Genomic DNA, 19,788 nt, shown 5'->3' with positions numbered 1-19,788 from the left:
TTCAGGAAGTACGTCAAAGGGCCCCGGGCGCATCGCGCCCGGGGCCCTCTTCCTATGGGCGGGAACGGGGTCAGGCCGTGTTCCAGGTCTGGTTCAGGGCGAGGCACCCGGTGCTCGGGACGGTGGCCGAGCGGTTGCCGATGGACTCCCAGGTGAGGCTCCCGTCGGCCCGCACGATCACGTACTTGTACTGGAACGACGTCCCGGCCGGGACCGAGACCGTGGCCTTCCAGTACGGGTAGCCGGTGCCCGACAGGTGGGCGGAGGCGATCGGGGTCCAGTTGCCGAGCTGCGGGACCGAGCCGACGATGTAGACCTCGTCGCCGACGCTCGTGCCGGTCACGTACGCGCTGACCTGGACGCAGTTGTCGGTGCCGCCGTTGCCGCCGCCGGAGTCGTTGCCGACATAGATCGCCAGCGCGGTCTTGGCGGCGACCGTCGCGGTGAAGGTCCCGCCGGAGACGGTGACCGTCGAGCCGGAGATCACGTCGACGTAGGAGCCGTTGGGCAGCGAGGTCGTGAACGTCTGGGTGATCGACGAGGTCCCGGCGTTGACGACGACGTGGCCGGAGTCGCCGCGGCCGAAGGCGAGGGCGTCGCCCGAGCCCCAGGTGTTGACGACGGCGTCGCCCGCGGTCGCGGCGCGGAATCCGGCCATGCCGATCATGTACGGGGAGCGGTGGATGCAGGTGAAGGCGTCGGAGCCGCAGTTGACGTCGGCGACGGAGCCGTCGGCGTTGAGGGGCGGGCCGGAGTGGTTGGCGGAGAAGGAGTAGCCGGTGTAGGAGGCGGGGGTGCCGAAGGGGTAGGCGAGCATGAACGCCTCGCCGAGGAGGTAGTCCTGGCCGTTCTTGTAGCTCATGGTGAGGGAGCCGCGCTCGGTGTCGTGGTTGGCGACGAAGACGCCGGCCGGGGAGGTGTAGCCCCAGGAGGTGCCCATGGTGGTGAGGTAGCGGGCCTCTGAGGAGCCGTTGATGTGGTTCTTGAGGTCGTAGGAGTAGGAGAACTCCTGGACGTCGCCGATGCCGGTGTACTCGGCCTCGGTGATGGGTTCGCCGGCGGCGCCGATGACCTCTTGGACGATGTAGGGGTCGCCGTCGACGAGGTCCATGATGGCGCCGAGGTCGGTGGCGGAGATGTGCTTGGCGGCGTCAACGCGGAATCCGGCGACGCCGAGGCTCATGAGGTCGTCGAGGTAGGCGGCGATGGTCTGGCGGACGTGGGTGGAGCCGGTGTTGAGGTCGTTGAGGCCGACGAGGTGGCACTCCTGGACCTGGGTGCGGTTGGTGTAGTCGGAGATCTCGCAGTAGCTGGAGCCGGTGTTGTGGAAGTCGTCGGCGTCGTATCCGGCGTCGGGGTAGTAGAACTGGCGGTACTCGCTGCCGTTCCAGCCGTATCGGGTCTGGGTGGAGGATCCGGCGGCCATGTGGTTGATGACGACGTCGGCGATGACGCCGATGCCGTTGGCCTCGCAGGCGGCGACCATGTTCGCGTATTCGGCGCGGGTGCCGAGGCGGGACTCGATCTCGTAGCTGACGGGCTGGTAGTGGATGTACCAGGCGTCCTGTTCGCCGGAGGAGGCGTCGGTGCCGAGGATGTGCTCCTGGGGCGGGGAGGTCTGGACGTAGGTGTAGCCGGAGTCGGCGAGGGCGCCGTCGCATTCGGCGGCGATGGAGTTCCAGGTCCACTCGAACATGTTGAGGATGGAATCGCCGCCGCCGAGGGCGGCTGCGGGGGCGAGGTCGGCGGGGGTGTCGGGGGCGGTCTGCGGGTAGGCGGCGGCGAGCACGGCGGCCGCGGTGAGGGCGGCCCCGCCTGCGGCGGCGAGCGTCCGCCTGGCGATGGAGTGAGGCATTGTTGCTCCCTGTGCAATTCCTGCCCGCAATCCATGCAAGATGTTGCGAGCCTGGAGAGAACGTAACATCCGGGGCCCGAAACTTTCAAGTCGTTCGATATTTGAATCCGTGCGCGCGCTTTTGCCGGGACCGGGCCGGTTCGGACCCGCTTGCGCGGGATGGTGGCGAGACGACTGCGCTCTGGATAGGCTTGGACGATGGCGCCGCCCGCAGGAAACCCGATGCTGCCGTCAGTCGACTGGCGGACCGCCGCCTCGTGCTCGCGGGCCTTCAGCAAGGGCGGGCCGCGCATGAGCCCCGAAGGGGCCCTCGACGTCGTCGCCGACCTCCACCGCCACGCGCGCACCGCGATCGACCTGGTCACCGAGTACACCGGGCTCGTCCCCGCCGCGCAGGCGCCCGTGGACGTCGTCGACCGCATCCGCTGGAGCCGCATCAACATCGCCGGGTTCCGGCGCCTCCTCGACGGCCTCGGCGCCGACGTGGAGGAGACCGGCGTCCCCAGCGCCGCCGCGCGGCTCACCGGCGTCCAGGCCGGCGCCGTGCTCGCGTTCCTGTCGTCGCGGGTCCTCGGCCAGTTCGAGACGTTCTCCTCCGACACCGGGCGGCTCCTGTTCGTCGCCCCCAACATCGTCGAGGTCGAGCGGCGCCTGCGCCTGCCTTCGCGCGAGTTCCGCCTGTGGATCGCCGTCCACGAGGCCGCGCACCTCACCCAGTTCACGGCCGTCCCGTGGATGCGCGGCCACTTCGAGGGCCTCATCCAGACGTTCTTCGACGCCGCCGAACCCGACCGGTCCTCCGCGGCCGGCCTCGCGCTCGCCGTGCGCCGCGCCCTCGCCTCCGCCCGCGACGACGAGCCGCCGCAGGGCCCCGGCACCGACGTCATGACCGCGGTGACCAGTCCCGAACAGCGCCAGGCGATCTCGCAGATCCAGGCGCTCATGACGCTCCTGGAGGGGCACGCGGAGGCCGTCATGGACGGCGTCGGGCGCACCTCCATCAACCACGTCGCGCTGCTGCGCCGCCGCTTCGACCGGCGCCGCACCAACCCGACCACGCTGCAGCGGTTCGTGCGCCAGCTCCTCGGCCTCGACGCGAAGATGCGCCAGTACGCGGCCGGGCGGCGCTTCGTCGACCACGTCGTGGGCGAACGCGGCCTCGACGGGTTCAACCGCGTCTGGGACGCCCCCGCGAACCTCCCCACGGAGGCCGAGATCGACCGCCCCGAGCTGTGGACCGCCCGCGTCCTCGGAGCCCGTGCCTAAGCTGCCGCCCGCGGTGGCGCGCCTGCGCGCCGCCGTCCGGGACGGCCTCGACGGCCTCCCGCCGGGATCGCTCGTCCTCGTCGCCTGCTCCGGCGGGCCCGACTCGCTCGCACTCGCCGACACCGCGGCGTTCTGCGCCCCGCGCATGGGGCTGCGCGCCGGGCTCGTGAGCGTCGACCACGGACTCCAGGACGGCTCGGGCGAACGTGCTGCGTCGGTGGCGGAGTGGGCGCGGGGGGCCGGGCTCGACCCGGCCGAGGCCGTGCGCGTGGAGGTCGGCGCGGACGGCGGGCCCGAAGGGGCCGCGCGCGAAGCCCGGTACGCGGCGCTCGACGCGGCCGCCGAGCGGTGGGGCGCGGCGGCGGTCCTCTTGGGGCACACCAGGGACGACCAGGCCGAGACGGTGCTGCTGGCGCTCGTGCGCGGCGCCGGTCCGCGCGGCATCGCCGGGATGCGGGCCGTGCGCGGCCGCTACCGGCGGCCCCTGCTGGACATCGCGCGCACCGACACGCATGCGGCGTGCGCCGAACGGGGCCTGCGGCCCTGGGCCGACCCGCACAACGAGGACCCGCGGTTCCTGCGCTCGGCGCTGCGTCCCGCGCTCGACTCGCTGGTGGCGGTCCTCGGCGACGGGCTCGTCGCGAACCTCGCCCGGACCGCGGCGCTCGTCGGCGAGGACACCGACTACCTGGACGCGCTCGCGCTGGCGGCGCTCGACGAGTGCCGGGACGGGATCGCGGCGGGAGGCGGCGGTCCGGTCGGCGGCGGGCCCGGGGACGGGGGCGCGAACGACGATCCGGACGACGGCTCGGGCCGCGGGGCCGCGGACGGCGGTGCGCTGGACGCGAAGCGGCTCGCGGCGCTGCCGGGGCCGGTGCGGACGCGGGCGCTGCGGGCGTGGGTCCTGGAGTCGGGGGTGGACGGCGCGGAGCTGAACCACCGGCACCTCGCCGCGGTCGACGCGCTGGTCGCGCAGTGGCGCGGGCAGGGCCCGGCGTTCCTGCCCGGCGGCATCGAGGTCGCGAGGGCGGACGGGCGCCTGCGCGCACGCCGCCCGTAGTTCCCCCGACGTGAAACCCAAGGCAGTGGAGACCGGGCGCCTGCGCGCGCCGCCCGTAGGGGCGGGAACGTGCGCCGCCCGCAGGGCGGGTGGGTGGGGCAGGCGTCTTACCATCCCCAGCCCCCACCCTCCCAGGGGAGATATAGGTGCGATCCTCCGGCGGGGGTCCGACAGTTCCGGGCCCGTCCCGGCCGGATGTGATCCGGTGGTTTCCGCTTATAGCGAAACTGGGAGAACTCCCAGTGAACGGGGCGAGAGGAAAGGGCCCGCGCGATGCGCGGGCCCTCGGACGGTTGGGTGGGGGAAGCTCGCCTACTGGTAGACCTCGGGGTTGAGGACGCCGATGAAGGGGAGCTCGCGGTAGCGCTCGGCGTAGTCGAGGCCGTAGCCGACGACGAACTCGTTGGGGATGTCGAAGCCGACGTACTTCACCGGGATGTCGACGCGCTGCACGCCCGGCTTGCGGAGCATCGAGACCACCGAGACCGACGCGGGGCGCAGGCCCTCCAGGTACTTGAGCAGCCACGACAGGGTCAGCCCCGAGTCGATGATGTCCTCGACGACCAGGATGTGCTTCCCGGCCACGTCCGAGTCGATGTCCTTGAGGATGCGGACCGTGCCCGAGGAGGTCGTGGAGCTCCCGTACGAGGACAGCGCCATGAACTCCATCTTCACCGGGACCGTCAGCGCCCGCGCGAAGTCGGCCATGAACATGACCGCACCTTTGAAGACCCCCACGAGCAGCAGCTCGTCGGTGGTGTCGGCGAAGTCCGCCGAGACCCGCTCGCCGAGCTCGGCGACCTTCGCGCGGAGCTCCTCCTCGGTGATGATGGTGCGCTCGATCTGCCCGGCGTACCACGCATCCGGATCGAACACCGCGTCCTGCGCCGCGGCTGACGGCACCTCGTTGACCAACTCCGACGTCATGTAACAAGGGTGCCACCCGTTCGCTCGCGCCGCAGGCTTGGGTGGGCGAAGTCAAGCCGCCCGTGGTACTAATTACGGACTATCGGCGGGGCGGGTAAAAGGCGGCGACCGGCGCGAAGCGCCATCTTCGGGGTGCGAACGCTATGGGACGCCGATCCTTCACACCGTGTACGTTCGAGGTGTCAAAGCCTTGCGGCCAAGGAAACCCAGCAGGGCCGAACAGTGGGGCGCTCGCGCCGTGCACGCCCGCGGCCCCGCTCGAATACGCGACGAACGCAGCAGGAGGAAACGAGTGGTCGACGCCGGGAGACCCACACCTGAGCGGAAGCGGTTCTTCCGCAGGCCGCTCGTCTGGATCGTGCTCATCGCCCTCATCGCGGTCCTCATCGGCAGCTTCTGGTCCGGCGGCTCCGACTACGACGAGGCCACCACCTCCGAGGTCCTCAAGGACATCAACGACGGCAGCGTCAAGGAGGCGAACCTCCTCGACAAGGAGCAGCTCGTCCAGCTGACGCTCAACAACGGCGACCAGGTCGAGGCGTACCTCCCCGCGGGGATGATGGAGACCGTCGCCACCGAGCTGGAGGACGCGGGCGTCAAGTTCGACACCGAGGTCAACGAGACCTCCGTGTTCGTGAGCTTCCTGCTGAGCCTCCTGCCGATCGTCCTCATCGTCCTGCTGCTGCTGTTCTTCATGTCGCAGATGCAGGGCGGCGGCTCGCGCGTCCTCAACTTCGGCAAGTCGAAGGCGAAGATGGTGTCCAAGGACACCCCGAAGACCACGTTCGACGACGTGGCCGGCGCCGACGAGGCCGTCGAGGAGCTCCGCGAGATCAAGGACTTCCTCGAAGACCCGAAGAAGTACCAGGAGCTCGGCGCCAAGATCCCCAAGGGCGTCCTCCTGTTCGGCCCGCCCGGCACCGGCAAGACGCTCCTCGCGCGCGCCGTCGCCGGCGAGGCCGGGGTCCCGTTCTACTCCATCTCCGGCTCCGACTTCGTGGAGATGTTCGTCGGCGTCGGCGCCAGCCGCGTCCGCGACCTGTTCACCCAGGCCAAGGAGAACGCGCCCGCGATCGTGTTCGTCGACGAGATCGACGCCGTCGGCCGCCACCGAGGCGCCGGCATGGGCGGCGGCCACGACGAGCGCGAGCAGACCCTCAACCAGCTGCTCGTCGAGATGGACGGGTTCGACACGCGCGGCGGCGTCATCCTCATCGCCGCGACGAACCGCCCCGACATCCTCGACCCGGCGCTCCTGCGCCCCGGCCGCTTCGACCGCCAGATCCCCGTCGACGCCCCCGACAAGGAAGGGCGCCAGGCGATCCTGGCCGTCCACGCCAAGGGGAAGCCGTTCGTCCCGAACGTCGAGTTCGACACGATCGCGCGCCGCACGCCGGGCTTCTCCGGCGCCGACCTGGAGAACGTCATCAACGAGGCGGCCCTGCTGACCGCCCGCCACAACGAGAAGGCGATCTCCGCGGACGCCCTCGAAGAGGCCATCGACCGCGTCATCGCCGGACCCGAGCGCAAGGGCCGCGTCATGGGCGACGCCGAGAAGAAGATGACCGCCTACCACGAGTCGGGCCACGCGCTGGTCGCCCACGCGCTCCCGCACGCCGCGCCCGTCCACAAGCTCACGATCCTCCCGCGCGGCCGCAGCCTCGGCCACACGCTCGTGCTGCCCACCGAGGACAAGTACACGCAGACGCGCTCCGAGATGATCGACACGCTCGCGTACGCGCTCGGCGGCCGCGCCGCCGAGGAGCTCGTCTACCACGACCCGACGACCGGCGCCTCCGACGACATCTCGAAGGCCACCAAGGTCGCCCGCGCCATGGTCACCGAGTACGGCATGTCGTCCAAGCTCGGCGCCGTCAAGTACGGCTCCAGCGGCTCCGAGCCGTTCCTCGGCCGCGAGTACGGGCACCAGAAGGACTACTCCGACGAGATCGCGGCCCTCGTGGACTCCGAGGTCCGGGCCCTCATCGAGATCGCCCACGACGAGGCGTACGCCATCGTCACCGAGTACCGGGACGTCCTCGACCAGATGGTCACCGAGCTGCTGGAGAAGGAGACGCTGAACCAGGAGGACCTGGAGCGGATCGCGACGCGCGTCGTCAAGCGCCCGCCCATGTCCCCGTTCAACGGCACCGACAAGCGCAAGCTCGGCCAGCCGCCGGTCTCCACGCCGAACGGGTCCCGCCCGGTCGACGGCCCCGACGAGGGCATCGAGGTCGGCCCCGGCACCGAGGGCCAGACGCCCCTCGCGTAACACGGAGCGAATATTTTCCGGGCCCGCCTACCTGCGTAGGCGGGCCCGCGTGTTTCCGGCGGGTGACAGAGCGCACTCGGATCGTCGGAGCGGAAACGTAAGCTTGCGCCATGGCTGAACTCGACAACCTCGCCGCGCGGCTCATCGACGGCAGAATCAACGGCGGCCCCGTCGAGGACGCGGTGGACCTGGGGCGCATCGAGGGCGCCGTCCGCGAGATCCTCGCCGCCATCGGCGAGGACCCCGACCGCCCCGGCCTCAAGGAGACCCCCCGGCGCGTCGCCCGCGCCTACGCCGAGCTGTTCGCCGGGCTCCGCGTCGACCCCGCCGAAGTCCTCAAGACCTCCTTCGACGAGAACCACAACGAGCTCGTGCTCGTGCGCGAGATCGAGGTCCAGTCGTTCTGCGAACACCACCTGCTGCCGTTCACCGGCGTCGCCCACGTCGGGTACATCCCCGGGGCCAGCGGCCAGATCGTGGGCCTCTCGAAGCTCGCGCGCCTCGTCGAGGTGTACTCGCGGCGCCCGCAGGTCCAGGAGCGGCTCACCAGCCAGATCGCCGACCAGCTCTACCGGTCGCTCGAAGCCAGCGGCGTCATCGTCGTCGTCGAGTGCGAGCACACCTGCATGTCCATGCGCGGCATCAGGAAGCAGGGCTCCAGCACCATCACGTCCGCGGTCCGCGGGAGCCTCCAGTCCGACGCGCGCACCCGCGCCGAGGCCATGTCGCTGCTGCGCGGCACCAGCGGCTGACCCCGGACGCGACGAAAGGCCGGATGCGTCGCATCCGGCCCTCGCGTATGGAAGGACTGAGGCCAGGGGTGTCCGGTCTCAAGCACCCGGTTGTTAGATGACCTGCCCGGTCTGGGACTGGAACGAGTCGCCCTCGGGGGTGGTCTCGGTGTAGACGGTGTCCAGGAACGCGTCCTGGTTCTCGTCGGTCAGCACCGCGTCGGCCACGCCGTCGCCGTCCGAGTCGATCGAGATGTCGTCCACGAAGCCGTCGTTGTTGGTGTCCGAGGCCACGACGTCGGTGTAGCCGTCGCCGTTGGTGTCGGTGGCGACCGAGTCGACGTAGCCGTCGCCGTTGGAGTCCACGGAGACCTGGTCGACGAAGCCGTCGCCGTCGGTGTCGGACTCGTAGGTGTCGATGTAGCCGTCGCCGTCGGAGTCGGAGGCGTAGGACTCCAGGGTCCCGTCGCCGTCCGTGTCCAGGATCAGCTCGTCGCTGATGCCGTCGCCGTCGTAGTCCGTCGCCACGCCCTCGGCGTCGCCGTCGCCGTCCGAGTCGATCAGGGTGACCCCGTCGGCGGTGATCGTGTTGTCCTCGTAGCCGTCGCCGTCCACGTCGAAGGACTCGGTCACCGAGGAGACCTCGGTGTCGTACTCGTCGGTGTAGTCGGCGGTCTCGTCGGAGGTGTAGGCGGTCTCCTCCTCGGAGTACTCCTCAGCGGTGACGTCCTCTTCGACCGCGGGCTCTTCGTACTCGCTCATGTCTTCCATCCTCAGGTGCTTGAAGTGTTCGGTGCTTGTGAGAAGAACTCTACGACCGGCCCCCGGGCCGTGAATCCCCAGAGTGTGCCAACCCCCTATGCTTTCTCCGGTCCCCCTTGCGCGCAGTTGTCACAGAAGGTCAGGAGCGTTCCTTGGGCTTGCCGGACAGCTCATTCGCGGTCCCGGACCCGCCTCCGGCACTGGTCCCGGTGCCCGCGGGACGGGCGTTCGACCTCCACTCCTCGCGGGTCCTCACCGGCGCCCTGGGATGCGGGTGGCAGTTCGACCTCCGCGCCGACGACCCCGTGACGCGCGACGGGATGCTGCTGGTGCCGTTGATATCCGAGGCCGACTACTACCGGGCCGTGGACGGCGACGGGGACGCGTACGCGAGCCTCGTGCCCGCCGAGGACGTGTGGGTGCAGCGGCCCGAGCCCGGCACGGGCGCCCCCAGGCCGGGGTACCTCATCGAGCGGCTCTCCGACCCCGACGCGCCGCCGGTGCGACGGCCCTACCCGGCGTCCGACGTGCCGAACCTGATCGGGCGGCGCGTCTGGAACTGGACCGACGGGGTGTTCCGCGACGACTTCCGGTGCGTCTCCGAGCCGTTCGAGACCGACGGGGACTTCTGCGTGCGTGTGGTCGAGGAGCGCGCCTGGTACCGGTGGCGCCGCAGCGGGCAGGTCCCGAAGGCGCAGGACGCGTTCATCCACCACCTGTGGACGCAATGAGGGAGTGACGGCCCCCGCGGTCGGGCGTGTCGCGAATGAGCGTCCCCCGGTTCAACAATGGCGCGGGGGTGCGACAGCGGGGTGCGGCGGTCAGGCCCGCCAGAGGGACAGCATCATCGCCTCCACCGCGATACGGGGGCGCACGTTCGCCTCGATGGCCTTGCGGCACGCGAGGATCGCGTCGATGCGGCGCAGCAGGGACTCCGCGGAGAGGCGGGCGGCGGCGGCGCGGGTCGTGTCGGCCATGTCCGGGTGGACCGGGTCCACACGGGCGCCGAAACCGGCGGCGAGCGCGTCGCGGTAGAACGCGGCGAGGTCCACCAGGGCCCGGTCGAGGGAGTCGCGCTGGGCGCGGGTGTCGCGGGTCTTCTGCTTCTTCTCCAGCTCCTTGAGCGCCGCGGAGGCGCCGCGGGCGGCGCGGGACGCGCCCTTGCCGGTGCCGCCCTTGCCGAGCGCGGTCTCCAGGGCCTCGCGTTCGGCGGCCGAGCGCTCGGTGTACGTGCCTGACGCCTCCGCCTCGGCGGCCTCGATGAGCTCGACGGCGGCGGTGAAGCACGCGCCGAGGCCGGTGAGGCGGCGCGGGATCTGGAGCACGTCGTGGCGTTTCGCGCGGGCCTCCGCGTCCGTGGCAAGGCGCCGGGCGCGCCCGACGTGGCCCTGGGCGGCGGCGGCGAAGAGTTCGGCCTCGCGGCGGTCGAGGCCGTCGCGGGCGACGAGGAGGTCGGCGATCGCGTCGGGCGGGGGCTGGCGCAGGCCCATGACGCGGCAGCGGGAGCGGATCGTCACGGAGATCTCGGCGGGGTTCGTGGACGGCGCGCAGAGGAGGAACACGGTGCGTTCCGGGGGTTCCTCGACGGCTTTGAGCAGGGCGTTCGCGGCGGCCTCGGTGAGGCGGTCGGCGTCTTCGACGATGAGGACCTGCCAGGGCCCGGAGGTGGGGGCGCGGGAGGCGTCGAGGATGAGGCCGCGGACCTGGTCGACGCCGAGGGACAGGCCCTCGGGGATGACGCGCGTGACGTCCGGGTGGGTGCCGCCCAGGGCGGTGCGGCAGGCGTGGCACTCGCCGCAGCCGCCGTCGGGGCACTGGAGGGCCGCGGCGAAGGCGACCGCGGCGGTGGAGCGGCCGGACCCGGGCGGGCCGGTGAACAGCCACGCGTGGGTCATGCCGGTGCCGCCGGCGGCGTCGGAGAGGACCCGGCGGGCCTCGTCCTGGCCCACCAATTCGTCGAATACGCTCACGCGCGCCCGGCCTCTTCGGCGACGCTGCCCCAGCCGTACTCCTCGTCGGAGCCGCGCTCGGGGGCCTTGTCGGAGTCCAGGCCCGGCCAGCCGGCGTCGGTGCGGGCGGTCTGGGTGCGGATGTCGAGGCGCTCGGCGACGGCCTCGCGGACCGCGGCGGCGATCTCGTCGGGCGTGCCGCCCGCGGGGATCACCAGGTAGCGCTTGGGTTCGGCGGCGGCGAGGCCGAGGAACGTGGCGCGGACCTTCTCGTGGAACTCCAGGCGCTCCTGTTCGAGCCGGTCCCCTTCGCCGCCCGCCTTGGCGCGGTGCAGGCCCTGCGCGGGGTCGACGTCGAGGAGGACCGTCAGGTCGGGCTTGAGCCCGCCCGTGGCCCACTGGGAGACCCACGCGACCTCGTCCTTGCCGAGGTCGCGGCCCGAGCCCTGGTAGGCGATCGAGGAGTCGATGTAGCGGTCGGAGACGACGACGGCGCCGCGTTCGAGGGCGGGCCGCACGACCCGCTCGACGTGCTGGGCGCGGTCGGCCGCGTACAGGAGGGCCTCGGCGCGCGGGGACGGCGCGGAGTCGCCGCCCGAGTCCAGGACCAGGGAGCGGATGCGCATGCCGATGTCGGTGGCGCCGGGCTCGCGGGTGAGGACCGCCTCGTAGCCGCGGAGCTTCAGCCACGCGGCGAGCTTCACGGACTGGGTGGACTTCCCGGCGCCCTCGCCGCCCTCGAAGACCACGAAGAAGCCGTCGCTGGCGAGCGGGACGGCCGCCGAGAGGGGGCGCCCGCGCAGCGAGGACCACAGGTCGGCGAGGACCGGCACGCCCGGCTTGTCGTCCATGGACCGGAACGCGGTGACGCCGAGCCACACGACGAGCCCTGCCGCGACGAACAGGAGGATGCGGCTCATCGACACCTGGACCTCGGTGAACCCGAGGTTCAGCTGCCTGGCGGCCTGCCAGCCCGCGAGCGGCGCGGAGATCGTCATGGCGAGCATGAGGATGACGCGCGCGGAGACGGCGATGAACGCGAACATGCGGCCGCGGATCTCGTCCTCGGTGGAGCGCTGGAGCAGCGTGATGCCCGCGAGGAACGCCATCCCTGCGCCGAGGCCGATGACCACGGAGCCGATGACGGAGAAGACCATGTGCGGGGCGACCGCGTCGATGGCGAGCCCGGCCCCGGCGAGGACGATGCTCATGCCGAACCAGCGCAGGCGCGAGAGCTCGCCGATGAGCTTGGGGCCGAAGGCGATCCCGGCGCCGAGGCCGAGGAACAGGAACACGGCGAGGGTGTAGAACGCGGCGTCCCCGGCGCCGAGCGTGGCCGCGTAGACGGTGCCGACGCCGATGAGGATGCCCGCGCCGGAGAACGCGCCGAGCATCCCGAGGATCAGGCCGCGCACGCGCTCGTTCGTGCGCAGGTAGGACCAGCCCTCGACGAGGTCGTACCAGACGCTGGTGGCCTTCGCGGCGGTCAGGCCGTAGCGGCCGGAGATCTGCGGGATGAAGAAGTAGACGGTGACGGCGAGGATCGCGAACATGGCCGCCGTCAGGTACAGGGCGATGACCATCGGCTCGGCCCAGGAGCCGAGGTTGGACCACACGTTCGAGCCGCGTTCGAGGATCGCGAGGACCGCGAACGCCAGCGGCGGGGCGATGCCGTACGTGGTGGCGAGGCTGAGCTGGTTCGCGGCCTCGTACTTCTCCGGCGGGAGGAGGTTCGGGACCGCGGCCTCCTTCGCGGGCGACCAGATGAGGACCGCGCCCTCGATGCACAGCTGCGCAATCGCGAGCCACACGACGGTGAACGCCGTGTTGTCGGTGATGAGGTAGACCGTGGGGACCGAGGCGATGAGCAGGAACCGGGCGGTGTCGCACGCGGCCATGGTCTTGCGCCGGTCGAACCGGTCGGCGAACACGCCCGCGACGGGCCCGAGGACCAGCGACGGCAGGAGCCGCAGCACGATCGTCGCCGAGAACGCGGCGCCCTTCGCCGCGGGGTCGTCGAACAGGGACTGCGCGAACCCCGCGGTGGCGAAGATCGCGAGCCAGTCGCCGAAGGAGGCCAGGCCGAGCACGGTCCACAGCCGCCGGAAGGGCCTGATCCGCAGCACCGTCTGGATGTCGGCAAGGGTGTTCGCCATGCTGCTCCTCGAAAGTCAGAAGACCGCACCGGGTCGACTACGAGACTAGTCGGCCCGATGCGGCCCTACGTCCCGGCGCGGTGTTGAGAGTGGCCTGGGACGTCCTCTTACGGAAGGCGGCGGGCGAGGTAGTCGCAGACCACGCCGTTGGCCTCGGCGATCGACGCCGTGCAGCCCTCGGGGTCGCGGCGGAACGCCAGGCGGACCAGGGCCTGCCCGGTCTCGACGGCCACGGTCACGGTCTTGCCGAGCTCGTCGTCGCCGCCGATGCCGAAGCGCTGGGCGAGCCCGGCGAGGATCTGGTCGGCGATCACGTCGCCGCCGGTGGTGACCGCGTCGGCCCGGCCCGGGTCGATCGCGTCGGCCAGGTGGAGGACGCGGAAGCCCGGCGCCGTGCGGTACATGTGGACGTACTCGCCGATGGCGGCCTCGACCCCGGCCCGCCAGTCGGCGGGGGGCTCGGCGTCGAAGCGGGCGGTCAGGCGCTCGAAGTACAGGTCGATGTACCGCTGCGAGAGCGCCTCGGCGAGCGAGCGCTTGTCGCCGAAGAACTGGTAGACCGAGCCGATCGCGACGTCGGCCCGCTGCGCGATGGCGGTGGTCGAGAGCCGGTCGTACCCGACCTCCTCGATCAGGTCGGCGGCGGCGTCGAGCATCCGGCGCACGCGGGCGGCCGAGCGCTCCTGGACGGGCAGGCGGCGAAGCGAGTGCGTCTGGCCGAACTTGGACACCGGTGACATCGTGGGCTGCCTCGCGGCCGGCACGGTGGCAGTGCTCATGGTGTTGTCTCCCCCCTCGTGATGACAAGTCACCCCATCATGGACGACTTGCCCGGATTTGAGGCTCATTCCCGGTCGTGTCGCGAGAGAAATTCCGGCTTCCCCCGACCGAGTGTCACCATTCGGCCACGAAACGGAACGAAAGCTCCATGTCGCCTCCCGTCTTGCGGGAATGCGGAGTTGGTCACTCCCGCGCGTGCGGCGGTTGTGCCAGGACGCCCGGAGGCGGAAGGATGGCGAGGGTTTTGCGCGTTGCTCTAGGGGATGGCAACCGCGGGAGAGGAATCACACGTGAATCAACGGCGCACACCGGCGTTCCGGGCCCGATGCCGAAAGCAGGCCGTCCACCGCGTGGCGATGGTCTCGGTCCACACCTCCCCGCTCGCGCAGCCCGGCACCGGCGACGCCGGCGGCATGAACGTGTACGTCCTCAACACCGCCCGCGAACTCGCGCGCTCCGGCGTCGAGGTCGAGATCTTCACCCGCGCCACCTCCTCCGAGGAGCCCCCCACCGTCGAGGCCGCCCCCGGCGTCCTCGTCCACCACCTCCCCGCCGGGCCCTTCGAGGGCCTCTCCAAGAACGACCTGCCCACGCAGCTGTGCGCCTTCACCGGCGGCCTCCTGCGCGCCGAGGCGCACAACCGGCCCGGCCACTACGACCTCATCCACGCCCACTACTGGCTCAGCGGCCAGGCCGCGTGGGTGGCCTCCGAGCGGTGGAACGTCCCGCTCGTGCAGACCTTCCACACCCTCGCCAAGGTGAAGAACGCGCAGCTCGCGGAGGGCGACAAGCCCGAGCCGATCGGGCGCGTGTGCGGCGAGGAGCAGCTCACGACCGAAGCGGACCTGCTCATCGCCAACACCGCCGCCGAGGCGGACGAGCTGCACCGGTACTACGCGGCCGACGCCCGCCGCGTCGAGGTCGTGCACCCCGGCGTGGACCTCGGGGTGTTCCGGCCCGGCGACCGGTACGCCGCGCGCGCCGCGCTCGGGCTCCCCCAGGACGCCCTCGTCGTCGCGTTCGTCGGCCGCATCCAGCCCGCCAAGGCACCTGACGTGCTGCTGCGGGGGCTCGCGCGGCTGCGCGAGACCGACCCGGGCCTGGCCGAGCGGATCGTCCCCGTGTTCGTCGGCGGGCCGTCCAACACCGACCTGTACTGGCTGCCGAAACTCGCCGGGGAGCTGGGCCTGGGCGACCGCGTCCAGTGGCGCACCCCGCGCTCGGGCGAGGCGCTCGCGCAGGTCTACCGGGCCGCCGACGCCGTCGCCGTCCCCAGCTACAACGAGTCGTTCGGGCTCGTCGCGCTCGAAGCGCAGGCCACCGGCACGCCCGTGCTCGCCGCGAAAGTCGGCGGCCTGACCACGGCCGTCGCCGACGGGACCTCCGGGATGCTCGTGGACTCCCACCGCGCCGACGACTGGGCCGCGGCCCTCGGGCGGCTCATGGGCGACGGCGCGCTGCGCGAACGCCTCGCCGCCGGGACCCGCGCCCATGCCGCGCTGTTCTCGTGGCAGGCCACCGCCGAAGGGCTCGGGGCCGCCTACCGGCGCACCGTCCTGCGCCGCTCCCAGGCGATTACGCTGAACCGGTGATCGAGCGACTCAAGGCCGCCCTCGACGGGACCGGCGCCGACTACCGCCTGGACACCCCGCGCTCGGCGGTCGTCACCCTCCTCGGGCGGCGCAAGCTCACCACCGAGTGCGGCCTCGTCATCGAGGACCACGCCCTGCGCGTCGAAGCCTTCGTCGCCCGCCGCCCCGAGGAGAACCGCGAAGCCGTCTGGGCGGAGCTCCTGCGCCGCAACGGCAAGCTCTACGCCGTCGCCTTCGCCACCGACGCCAACGACGACATCCACCTCGTCGGCCGCCTCCCCTTCGCGGCGATCACCACCGACGAGTTGGACCGCGTCCTCGGCCAGGTCCTCGAAGCCGCCGACGACACCTTCAACACCATCCTCGAACTCGGCTTCAAATCCTCCATCCAGGAGGAATGGCGCTGGCGCCTCGCCCGCGGCGAGTCCACGAGAAACCTCGAAGCCTTCGAGCACCTCAGACCTGAGGACTGATCCCACCAGGCGGAACGCGAGGGGGCGACGGCCGCCACACCTTCGCGGCGGACGGGGGGCCGGGGCGGGCGGGACGCGGCAGGATAGAGGGCATGACTTACACGCTCGTGCTGCTTCGCCACGGCGAAAGCGAATGGAACGCCAAGAACCTGTTCACCGGCTGGGTCGACGTCAAGCTGTCGGCGTCGGGCGAGGACGAGGCGCGGCGCGGCGGGCGGCTGCTCGCCGAGGCCGACCTGCTCCCGGACGTGCTGCACACCTCGCTGCTGCGCCGCGCCATCAACACCTCCGAGCTGGCGCTGGCCGAGGCCGGGCGCTCGTGGATCCCGGTCAAGCGGTCGTGGCGGCTCAACGAGCGCCACTACGGCGCGCTCCAGGGCAAGAACAAGGCCGAGACGCTCGCCGAGTTCGGCGAGGAGCAGTTCATGACGTGGCGCCGCTCGTACGACGTGCCGCCGCCCGTGATCGAGCCGGGCTCCGAGTTCGCGCAGGACGGCGACGCCCGCTACGCCGACCTCGCCCCCGAGGTCCGCCCCGGCACCGAGTGCCTCAAGGACGTCCTGGAGCGGATGCTCCCCTACTGGTACGACGGGATCGTCCCCGACCTGCGCGCGGGCAGGACCGTTCTCGTGGCGGCGCACGGCAACTCGCTGCGCGCGCTGGTGAAGCACCTCGACGGCGTCTCCGACGAGGAGATCGTGGGCCTGAACATCCCCACCGGGATGCCGCTCAAGTACGAGCTGGACGAGGAGACCCTGAAGCCCGTGGTGGCCGGGGGCCAGTACCTCGACCCGGAGGCCGCCGCCGAAGCGGCCGCCGCGGTGGCCGCGCAGGGCAAGAAATAAACGGACATCAGCGCGTTGGGTGAACAACGCGTGACTTAGATAACGGCCCGGTGCTCGACGCCGGGCCGTTTCCTGCTTAATCTGGGCTCGTGGCCCACAACGAACCGCAGCCCAAGAGCCTCGGGAGAGGCGTCGGGCGCGTCCTGACCGGTCTCGCCGCCGGTGCCGCTTTCGGCGCCGCCGCGACCGCCCTCATGAAGTTCCGGCACCGGGGTGCGCCCCACCCCGAGGCGCGCACCGCGCCCGTCCCCGACACCCGCCCGTGGGAGGCCGCAGTCGGCCTGCTGCGCACCGGGGTCTGCCTGGTCGACGACCACAACCGCGTCCTGTACACCAACCGCGCGGCCCGGGACTTGGGCCTGGTGGACGACCACGAGATCGTGTCCCTGACGCTGCGGGCGCTGCTCGCGCAGGCGCGGCGCTCGGGACGCTACCGGGACGCGGAGATCGAGGTCCCCAAGCAGGTCATGGGCGAGCCGAGCGCTGTGAGCGTGCGCATCACGCCGCTGCCCGACGGCGTCTCGGTCGCCGAGTTCCAGGACATCTCCGAGCTGCACCGGGTCGAGCGGGTCCGCCGCGACTTCGTGGCGAACATCAGCCACGAGCTGAAGACCCCGGTGGGAGCCATGCAGATCCTGTCCGAGGCGCTCAAGGACGCCGCGGAGGACCCCGACGCGGCGGCGCGCTTCGCCGACCGCATCCGCTCCGAGTCCAAGCGCATGAACCACCTGGTCAGCGACCTGCTGGAGCTGTCGCGACTCCAGGGCGCGGAGAAGCTGCCGGACCCCGAGCCGGTCGAGGTCGACCGGATCGTGATGGAGGCGTTCGACCAGACGCGGATAGCGGCCGAGGAGAAGGGGATCGAGCTCCGGCTCATCGGCGTCGAGGACATGGAGGTGCTCGGGAACGAGGCGCAGCTCGTCACCGCCGTGAAGAACCTCGTGGGCAACGCCATCTCCTATTCACCCGAGAACACGGCCGTGGAGGTGGAGACGTCGGTGACGTCCCCGACCGGTCATCTGGCCGGTGTCAAGATGGTGTGCATCAGCGTGCGCGACCAGGGGATCGGCATCCCCGCGGAGGAGCTGGACCGGATCTTCGAGCGGTTCTACCGGGTGGACGCGGCGCGGTCGCGCCAGACCGGCGGCACCGGCCTCGGCCTGGCGATCGTCAAACATGTGGCCGTCAATCACGGGGGTAGGGTAGAAGTGTCCAGTATGCCCGATGCCGGATCAGTGTTTACCTTGATGTTGCCTGCTCGTTCCCTTCCGTCCGACGCCACGGCACCGGACTCGGCTGAAATCGGAACAAGCCAGCAAGCCGCCCGTTAGGAAGGTTCACTCGTGACCCGCGTGCTCGTAGTTGAAGACGAGGAATCGTTCTCCGATGCCCTCTCCTACATGCTCCGCAAGGAGGGCTTCGAGGTGGCCGTCGCCGCCGACGGCGACGCCGCCATCAAGGAGTACGAGCGCGCCGGCGCCGACGTGGTCCTGCTCGACCTGATGCTGCCGGAGAAGTCCGGCACGGAGGTCTGCCGGGAGCTGCGGGCGAACTCGAACGTCCCGATCATCATGGTCACCGCCCGCGACTCCGAGGTCGACAAGGTGGTGGGCCTGGAACTGGGCGCCGACGACTACATCACCAAGCCGTACTCCTCGCGCGAGCTGGTCGCCCGCATCCGGGCCGTGCTGCGCCGCTCCGCCGAGCCCGACGACCCGATCGTCACGGTCCTGGAGGCCGGGCCGGTGCGCATGGACGTCGACCGGCACACGGTCACCGTGGGCGGCGCCGACGTGCAGCTCCCCCTCAAGGAGTTCGAGCTCCTGGAGATGCTGCTGCGCAACGCCGGGCGCGTGCTCACCCGCGGCCAGCTCATCGACCGCGTCTGGGGCGCGAACTACGTGGGCGACACCAAGACCCTCGACGTGCACGTCAAGCGCCTGCGCTCCAAGATCGAGCCCGAGCCGGGCAAGCCGCGCCACCTGGTGACGGTGCGCGGCCTCGGCTACAAGTTCGACCCGCACGCGTAGCCGGTCCACCCCGGGCCCGCCCGGGGAATCGATCCGAGACAACGCTTGCCGAACCGGATAGGGTGCACGGGTGACCTACCTTCCCGCGGACGACCGCTACGAGTCCATGCCCTACCGCCGCTCCGGGCGCAGCGGCCTCAAGCTGCCCGCGATCTCGCTCGGCCTGTGGCACAACTTCGGCCACACCCGGCCCCTCGACACGCAGCGGGCGATCGTGCGGCGCGCCTTCGACCTCGGCGTGACCCACTTCGACCTCGCCAACAACTACGGGCCGCCCGGCGGCAGCGCCGAGGAGAACTTCGGGCGCCTCCTCGCCGACGACCTCAAGGCGTACCGGGACGAGATCGTGATCTCCTCCAAGGCCGGGTACTACATGTGGCCCGGCCCGTACGGCGAATGGGGCTCGCGCAAGAGCCTCATCGCCTCCGCCGACCAGTCGCTCAAGCGCCTCGGCCTCGACTACGTGGACGTGTTCTACCACCACCGGCCCGACCCGGACACGCCCCTGGAGGAGACCATGGGCGCGCTCGACGCGATCGTGCGCTCCGGCAAAGCCCTCTACGTGGGCGTCTCCAACTACACGTCCGAGCAGGTCAAGGCCGCGTCCGCGATCCTGCGGGACCTCGGCACGCCGCTGCTCATCGACCAGCCGCGCTACTCGATGTTCGACCGCCGCATCGAGGAGGACCACCTCCTGGACGCGCTCGAAGAGGCCGGCGCGGGCTGCATCGTCTTCAGCCCGCTGGAGCAGGGCGTGCTCACCGACCGGTACCTCAAGGGCATCCCCGCGGACTCCCGCGTCGCCACCAGCCACTTCCTCAACGAGGACCGCCTCGACGACGCCACCATGGCGAAGGTGAAGGCCCTCAACGAGATCGCCTCGGCCCGCGGCCAGTCGCTCGCGCAGACCGCGCTCGCGTGGGCCCTGCGCGACGAGCGCATGACCAGCGTCATCATCGGCGCCAGCTCCGTCAAGCAGCTGGAGGACAACGTCGCCGCGACCGCGAACCTGGCGTTCACCGCCGACGAGCTCGCCGCGATCGACGCGGCGTCCATCGGATAGCAAGGCCCGCAAGGCTTCCGCGGGGCC

General features: G+C 71.2%; 17 protein-coding genes. 11 read left to right on the top strand and 6 right to left on the bottom strand.

What is annotated here, in order from left to right; all coding sequences use genetic code 11:
- Window positions 1-70 precede the first annotated feature (70 nt).
- Window positions 71-1,855 (bottom strand): carbohydrate-binding module family 20 domain-containing protein, encoded by a 1,785-nt coding sequence (locus AB0A65_RS13105; protein WP_359950775.1) that lies wholly within the window; start codon window positions 1,853-1,855, stop codon window positions 71-73.
- Window positions 1,856-2,077: 222 nt separating this feature from the next.
- Here AB0A65_RS13105 and AB0A65_RS13100 point away from each other — a divergent pair, with 222 nt between their 5' ends.
- Window positions 2,078-3,121 (top strand): zinc-dependent metalloprotease, encoded by a 1,044-nt coding sequence (locus AB0A65_RS13100; protein ID WP_359950773.1) that lies wholly within the window; start codon window positions 2,078-2,080, stop codon window positions 3,119-3,121.
- Window positions 3,114-4,181, top strand: coding sequence for a tRNA lysidine(34) synthetase TilS (gene tilS, locus AB0A65_RS13095; protein ID WP_359950771.1), 1,068 nt, complete (start codon window positions 3,114-3,116; stop codon window positions 4,179-4,181). The genes AB0A65_RS13100 and tilS overlap by 8 nt, the downstream gene beginning before the upstream one ends.
- Before the next feature lie 312 nt (window positions 4,182-4,493).
- Here the strand turns inward: tilS and hpt are convergent, their stop codons facing one another.
- Window positions 4,494-5,108 carry a hypoxanthine phosphoribosyltransferase gene (gene hpt, locus AB0A65_RS13090; protein WP_359950769.1) on the bottom strand — a complete coding sequence of 205 codons (615 nt, stop codon included), beginning with the start codon at window positions 5,106-5,108 and terminating at the stop codon, window positions 4,494-4,496.
- 292 nt (window positions 5,109-5,400) lie between these two features.
- On the opposite strand from hpt, the gene ftsH reads away from it, so the two are divergent.
- Both ftsH and folE read left to right on the top strand, forming a co-directional pair.
- Window positions 5,401-7,380 (top strand): ATP-dependent zinc metalloprotease FtsH, encoded by a 1,980-nt coding sequence (gene ftsH / locus AB0A65_RS13085; RefSeq protein ID WP_359950767.1) that lies wholly within the window; start codon window positions 5,401-5,403, stop codon window positions 7,378-7,380.
- A gap of 110 nt (window positions 7,381-7,490) precedes the next feature.
- Window positions 7,491-8,132, top strand: a complete 642-nt coding sequence (folE, locus tag AB0A65_RS13080; RefSeq protein ID WP_359950765.1) for a GTP cyclohydrolase I FolE — start codon at window positions 7,491-7,493, stop codon at window positions 8,130-8,132.
- A 93-nt stretch (window positions 8,133-8,225) separates the two neighbouring features.
- Here the strand turns inward: folE and AB0A65_RS13075 are convergent, their stop codons facing one another.
- A complete protein-coding gene (locus AB0A65_RS13075) occupies window positions 8,226-8,873 on the bottom strand; it encodes a hypothetical protein (RefSeq protein ID WP_359950763.1) in 648 nt (215 codons plus the stop codon).
- A gap of 158 nt (window positions 8,874-9,031) precedes the next feature.
- On the opposite strand from AB0A65_RS13075, the gene AB0A65_RS13070 reads away from it, so the two are divergent.
- A complete protein-coding gene (locus AB0A65_RS13070; protein WP_359950761.1) occupies window positions 9,032-9,604 on the top strand; it encodes a hypothetical protein in 573 nt (190 codons plus the stop codon).
- A gap of 90 nt (window positions 9,605-9,694) precedes the next feature.
- On the opposite strand, the gene AB0A65_RS13065 is transcribed toward AB0A65_RS13070, so the two are convergent.
- The 3 genes from AB0A65_RS13065 to AB0A65_RS13055 all read right to left on the bottom strand — a co-directional run bounded on the left by AB0A65_RS13065 (window position 9,695) and on the right by AB0A65_RS13055 (window position 13,757).
- Window positions 9,695-10,825: a DNA polymerase III subunit delta' gene (locus tag AB0A65_RS13065; protein ID WP_359950846.1), complete on the bottom strand. Its 1,131-nt coding sequence runs from the start codon at window positions 10,823-10,825 to the stop codon at window positions 9,695-9,697.
- Window positions 10,826-10,839: 14 nt separating this feature from the next.
- Complete coding sequence (gene tmk / locus AB0A65_RS13060; RefSeq protein WP_359950759.1) at window positions 10,840-12,978, bottom strand: dTMP kinase; 2,139 nt, start codon at window positions 12,976-12,978, stop codon at window positions 10,840-10,842.
- 107 nt (window positions 12,979-13,085) lie between these two features.
- A complete protein-coding gene (locus AB0A65_RS13055) occupies window positions 13,086-13,757 on the bottom strand; it encodes a TetR/AcrR family transcriptional regulator (protein ID WP_359950757.1) in 672 nt (223 codons plus the stop codon).
- A 264-nt stretch (window positions 13,758-14,021) separates the two neighbouring features.
- On the opposite strand from AB0A65_RS13055, the gene mshA reads away from it, so the two are divergent.
- The 6 genes from mshA (at window position 14,022) to mgrA (ending at window position 19,761) form a co-directional block, all read left to right on the top strand.
- Window positions 14,022-15,350: a D-inositol-3-phosphate glycosyltransferase gene (gene mshA / locus AB0A65_RS13050; RefSeq protein ID WP_359950755.1), complete on the top strand. Its 1,329-nt coding sequence runs from the start codon at window positions 14,022-14,024 to the stop codon at window positions 15,348-15,350.
- A complete protein-coding gene (locus AB0A65_RS13045) occupies window positions 15,350-15,823 on the top strand; it encodes a YbjN domain-containing protein (RefSeq protein ID WP_359950844.1) in 474 nt (157 codons plus the stop codon). The genes mshA and AB0A65_RS13045 overlap by 1 nt, the downstream gene beginning before the upstream one ends.
- Before the next feature lie 92 nt (window positions 15,824-15,915).
- Complete coding sequence (locus AB0A65_RS13040) at window positions 15,916-16,668, top strand: phosphoglyceromutase (RefSeq protein ID WP_359950753.1); 753 nt, start codon at window positions 15,916-15,918, stop codon at window positions 16,666-16,668.
- A gap of 89 nt (window positions 16,669-16,757) precedes the next feature.
- Window positions 16,758-17,999 (top strand): ATP-binding protein, encoded by a 1,242-nt coding sequence (locus tag AB0A65_RS13035; RefSeq protein WP_359950751.1) that lies wholly within the window; start codon window positions 16,758-16,760, stop codon window positions 17,997-17,999.
- A gap of 12 nt (window positions 18,000-18,011) precedes the next feature.
- Window positions 18,012-18,698, top strand: coding sequence for a response regulator transcription factor (locus AB0A65_RS13030; protein WP_359950749.1), 687 nt, complete (start codon window positions 18,012-18,014; stop codon window positions 18,696-18,698).
- Window positions 18,699-18,768: 70 nt separating this feature from the next.
- Window positions 18,769-19,761, top strand: coding sequence for an L-glyceraldehyde 3-phosphate reductase (gene mgrA / locus AB0A65_RS13025; protein WP_359950747.1), 993 nt, complete (start codon window positions 18,769-18,771; stop codon window positions 19,759-19,761).
- The last annotated feature ends 27 nt before the right edge of the window (window positions 19,762-19,788 follow it).

This window comes from Glycomyces sp. NPDC047010 (assembly GCF_040644205.1).
In the GTDB taxonomy this organism is placed as follows: domain Bacteria; phylum Actinomycetota; class Actinomycetes; order Mycobacteriales; family Micromonosporaceae; genus Glycomyces.
This window is presented reverse-complemented; position numbering and strand designations above follow the sequence as displayed.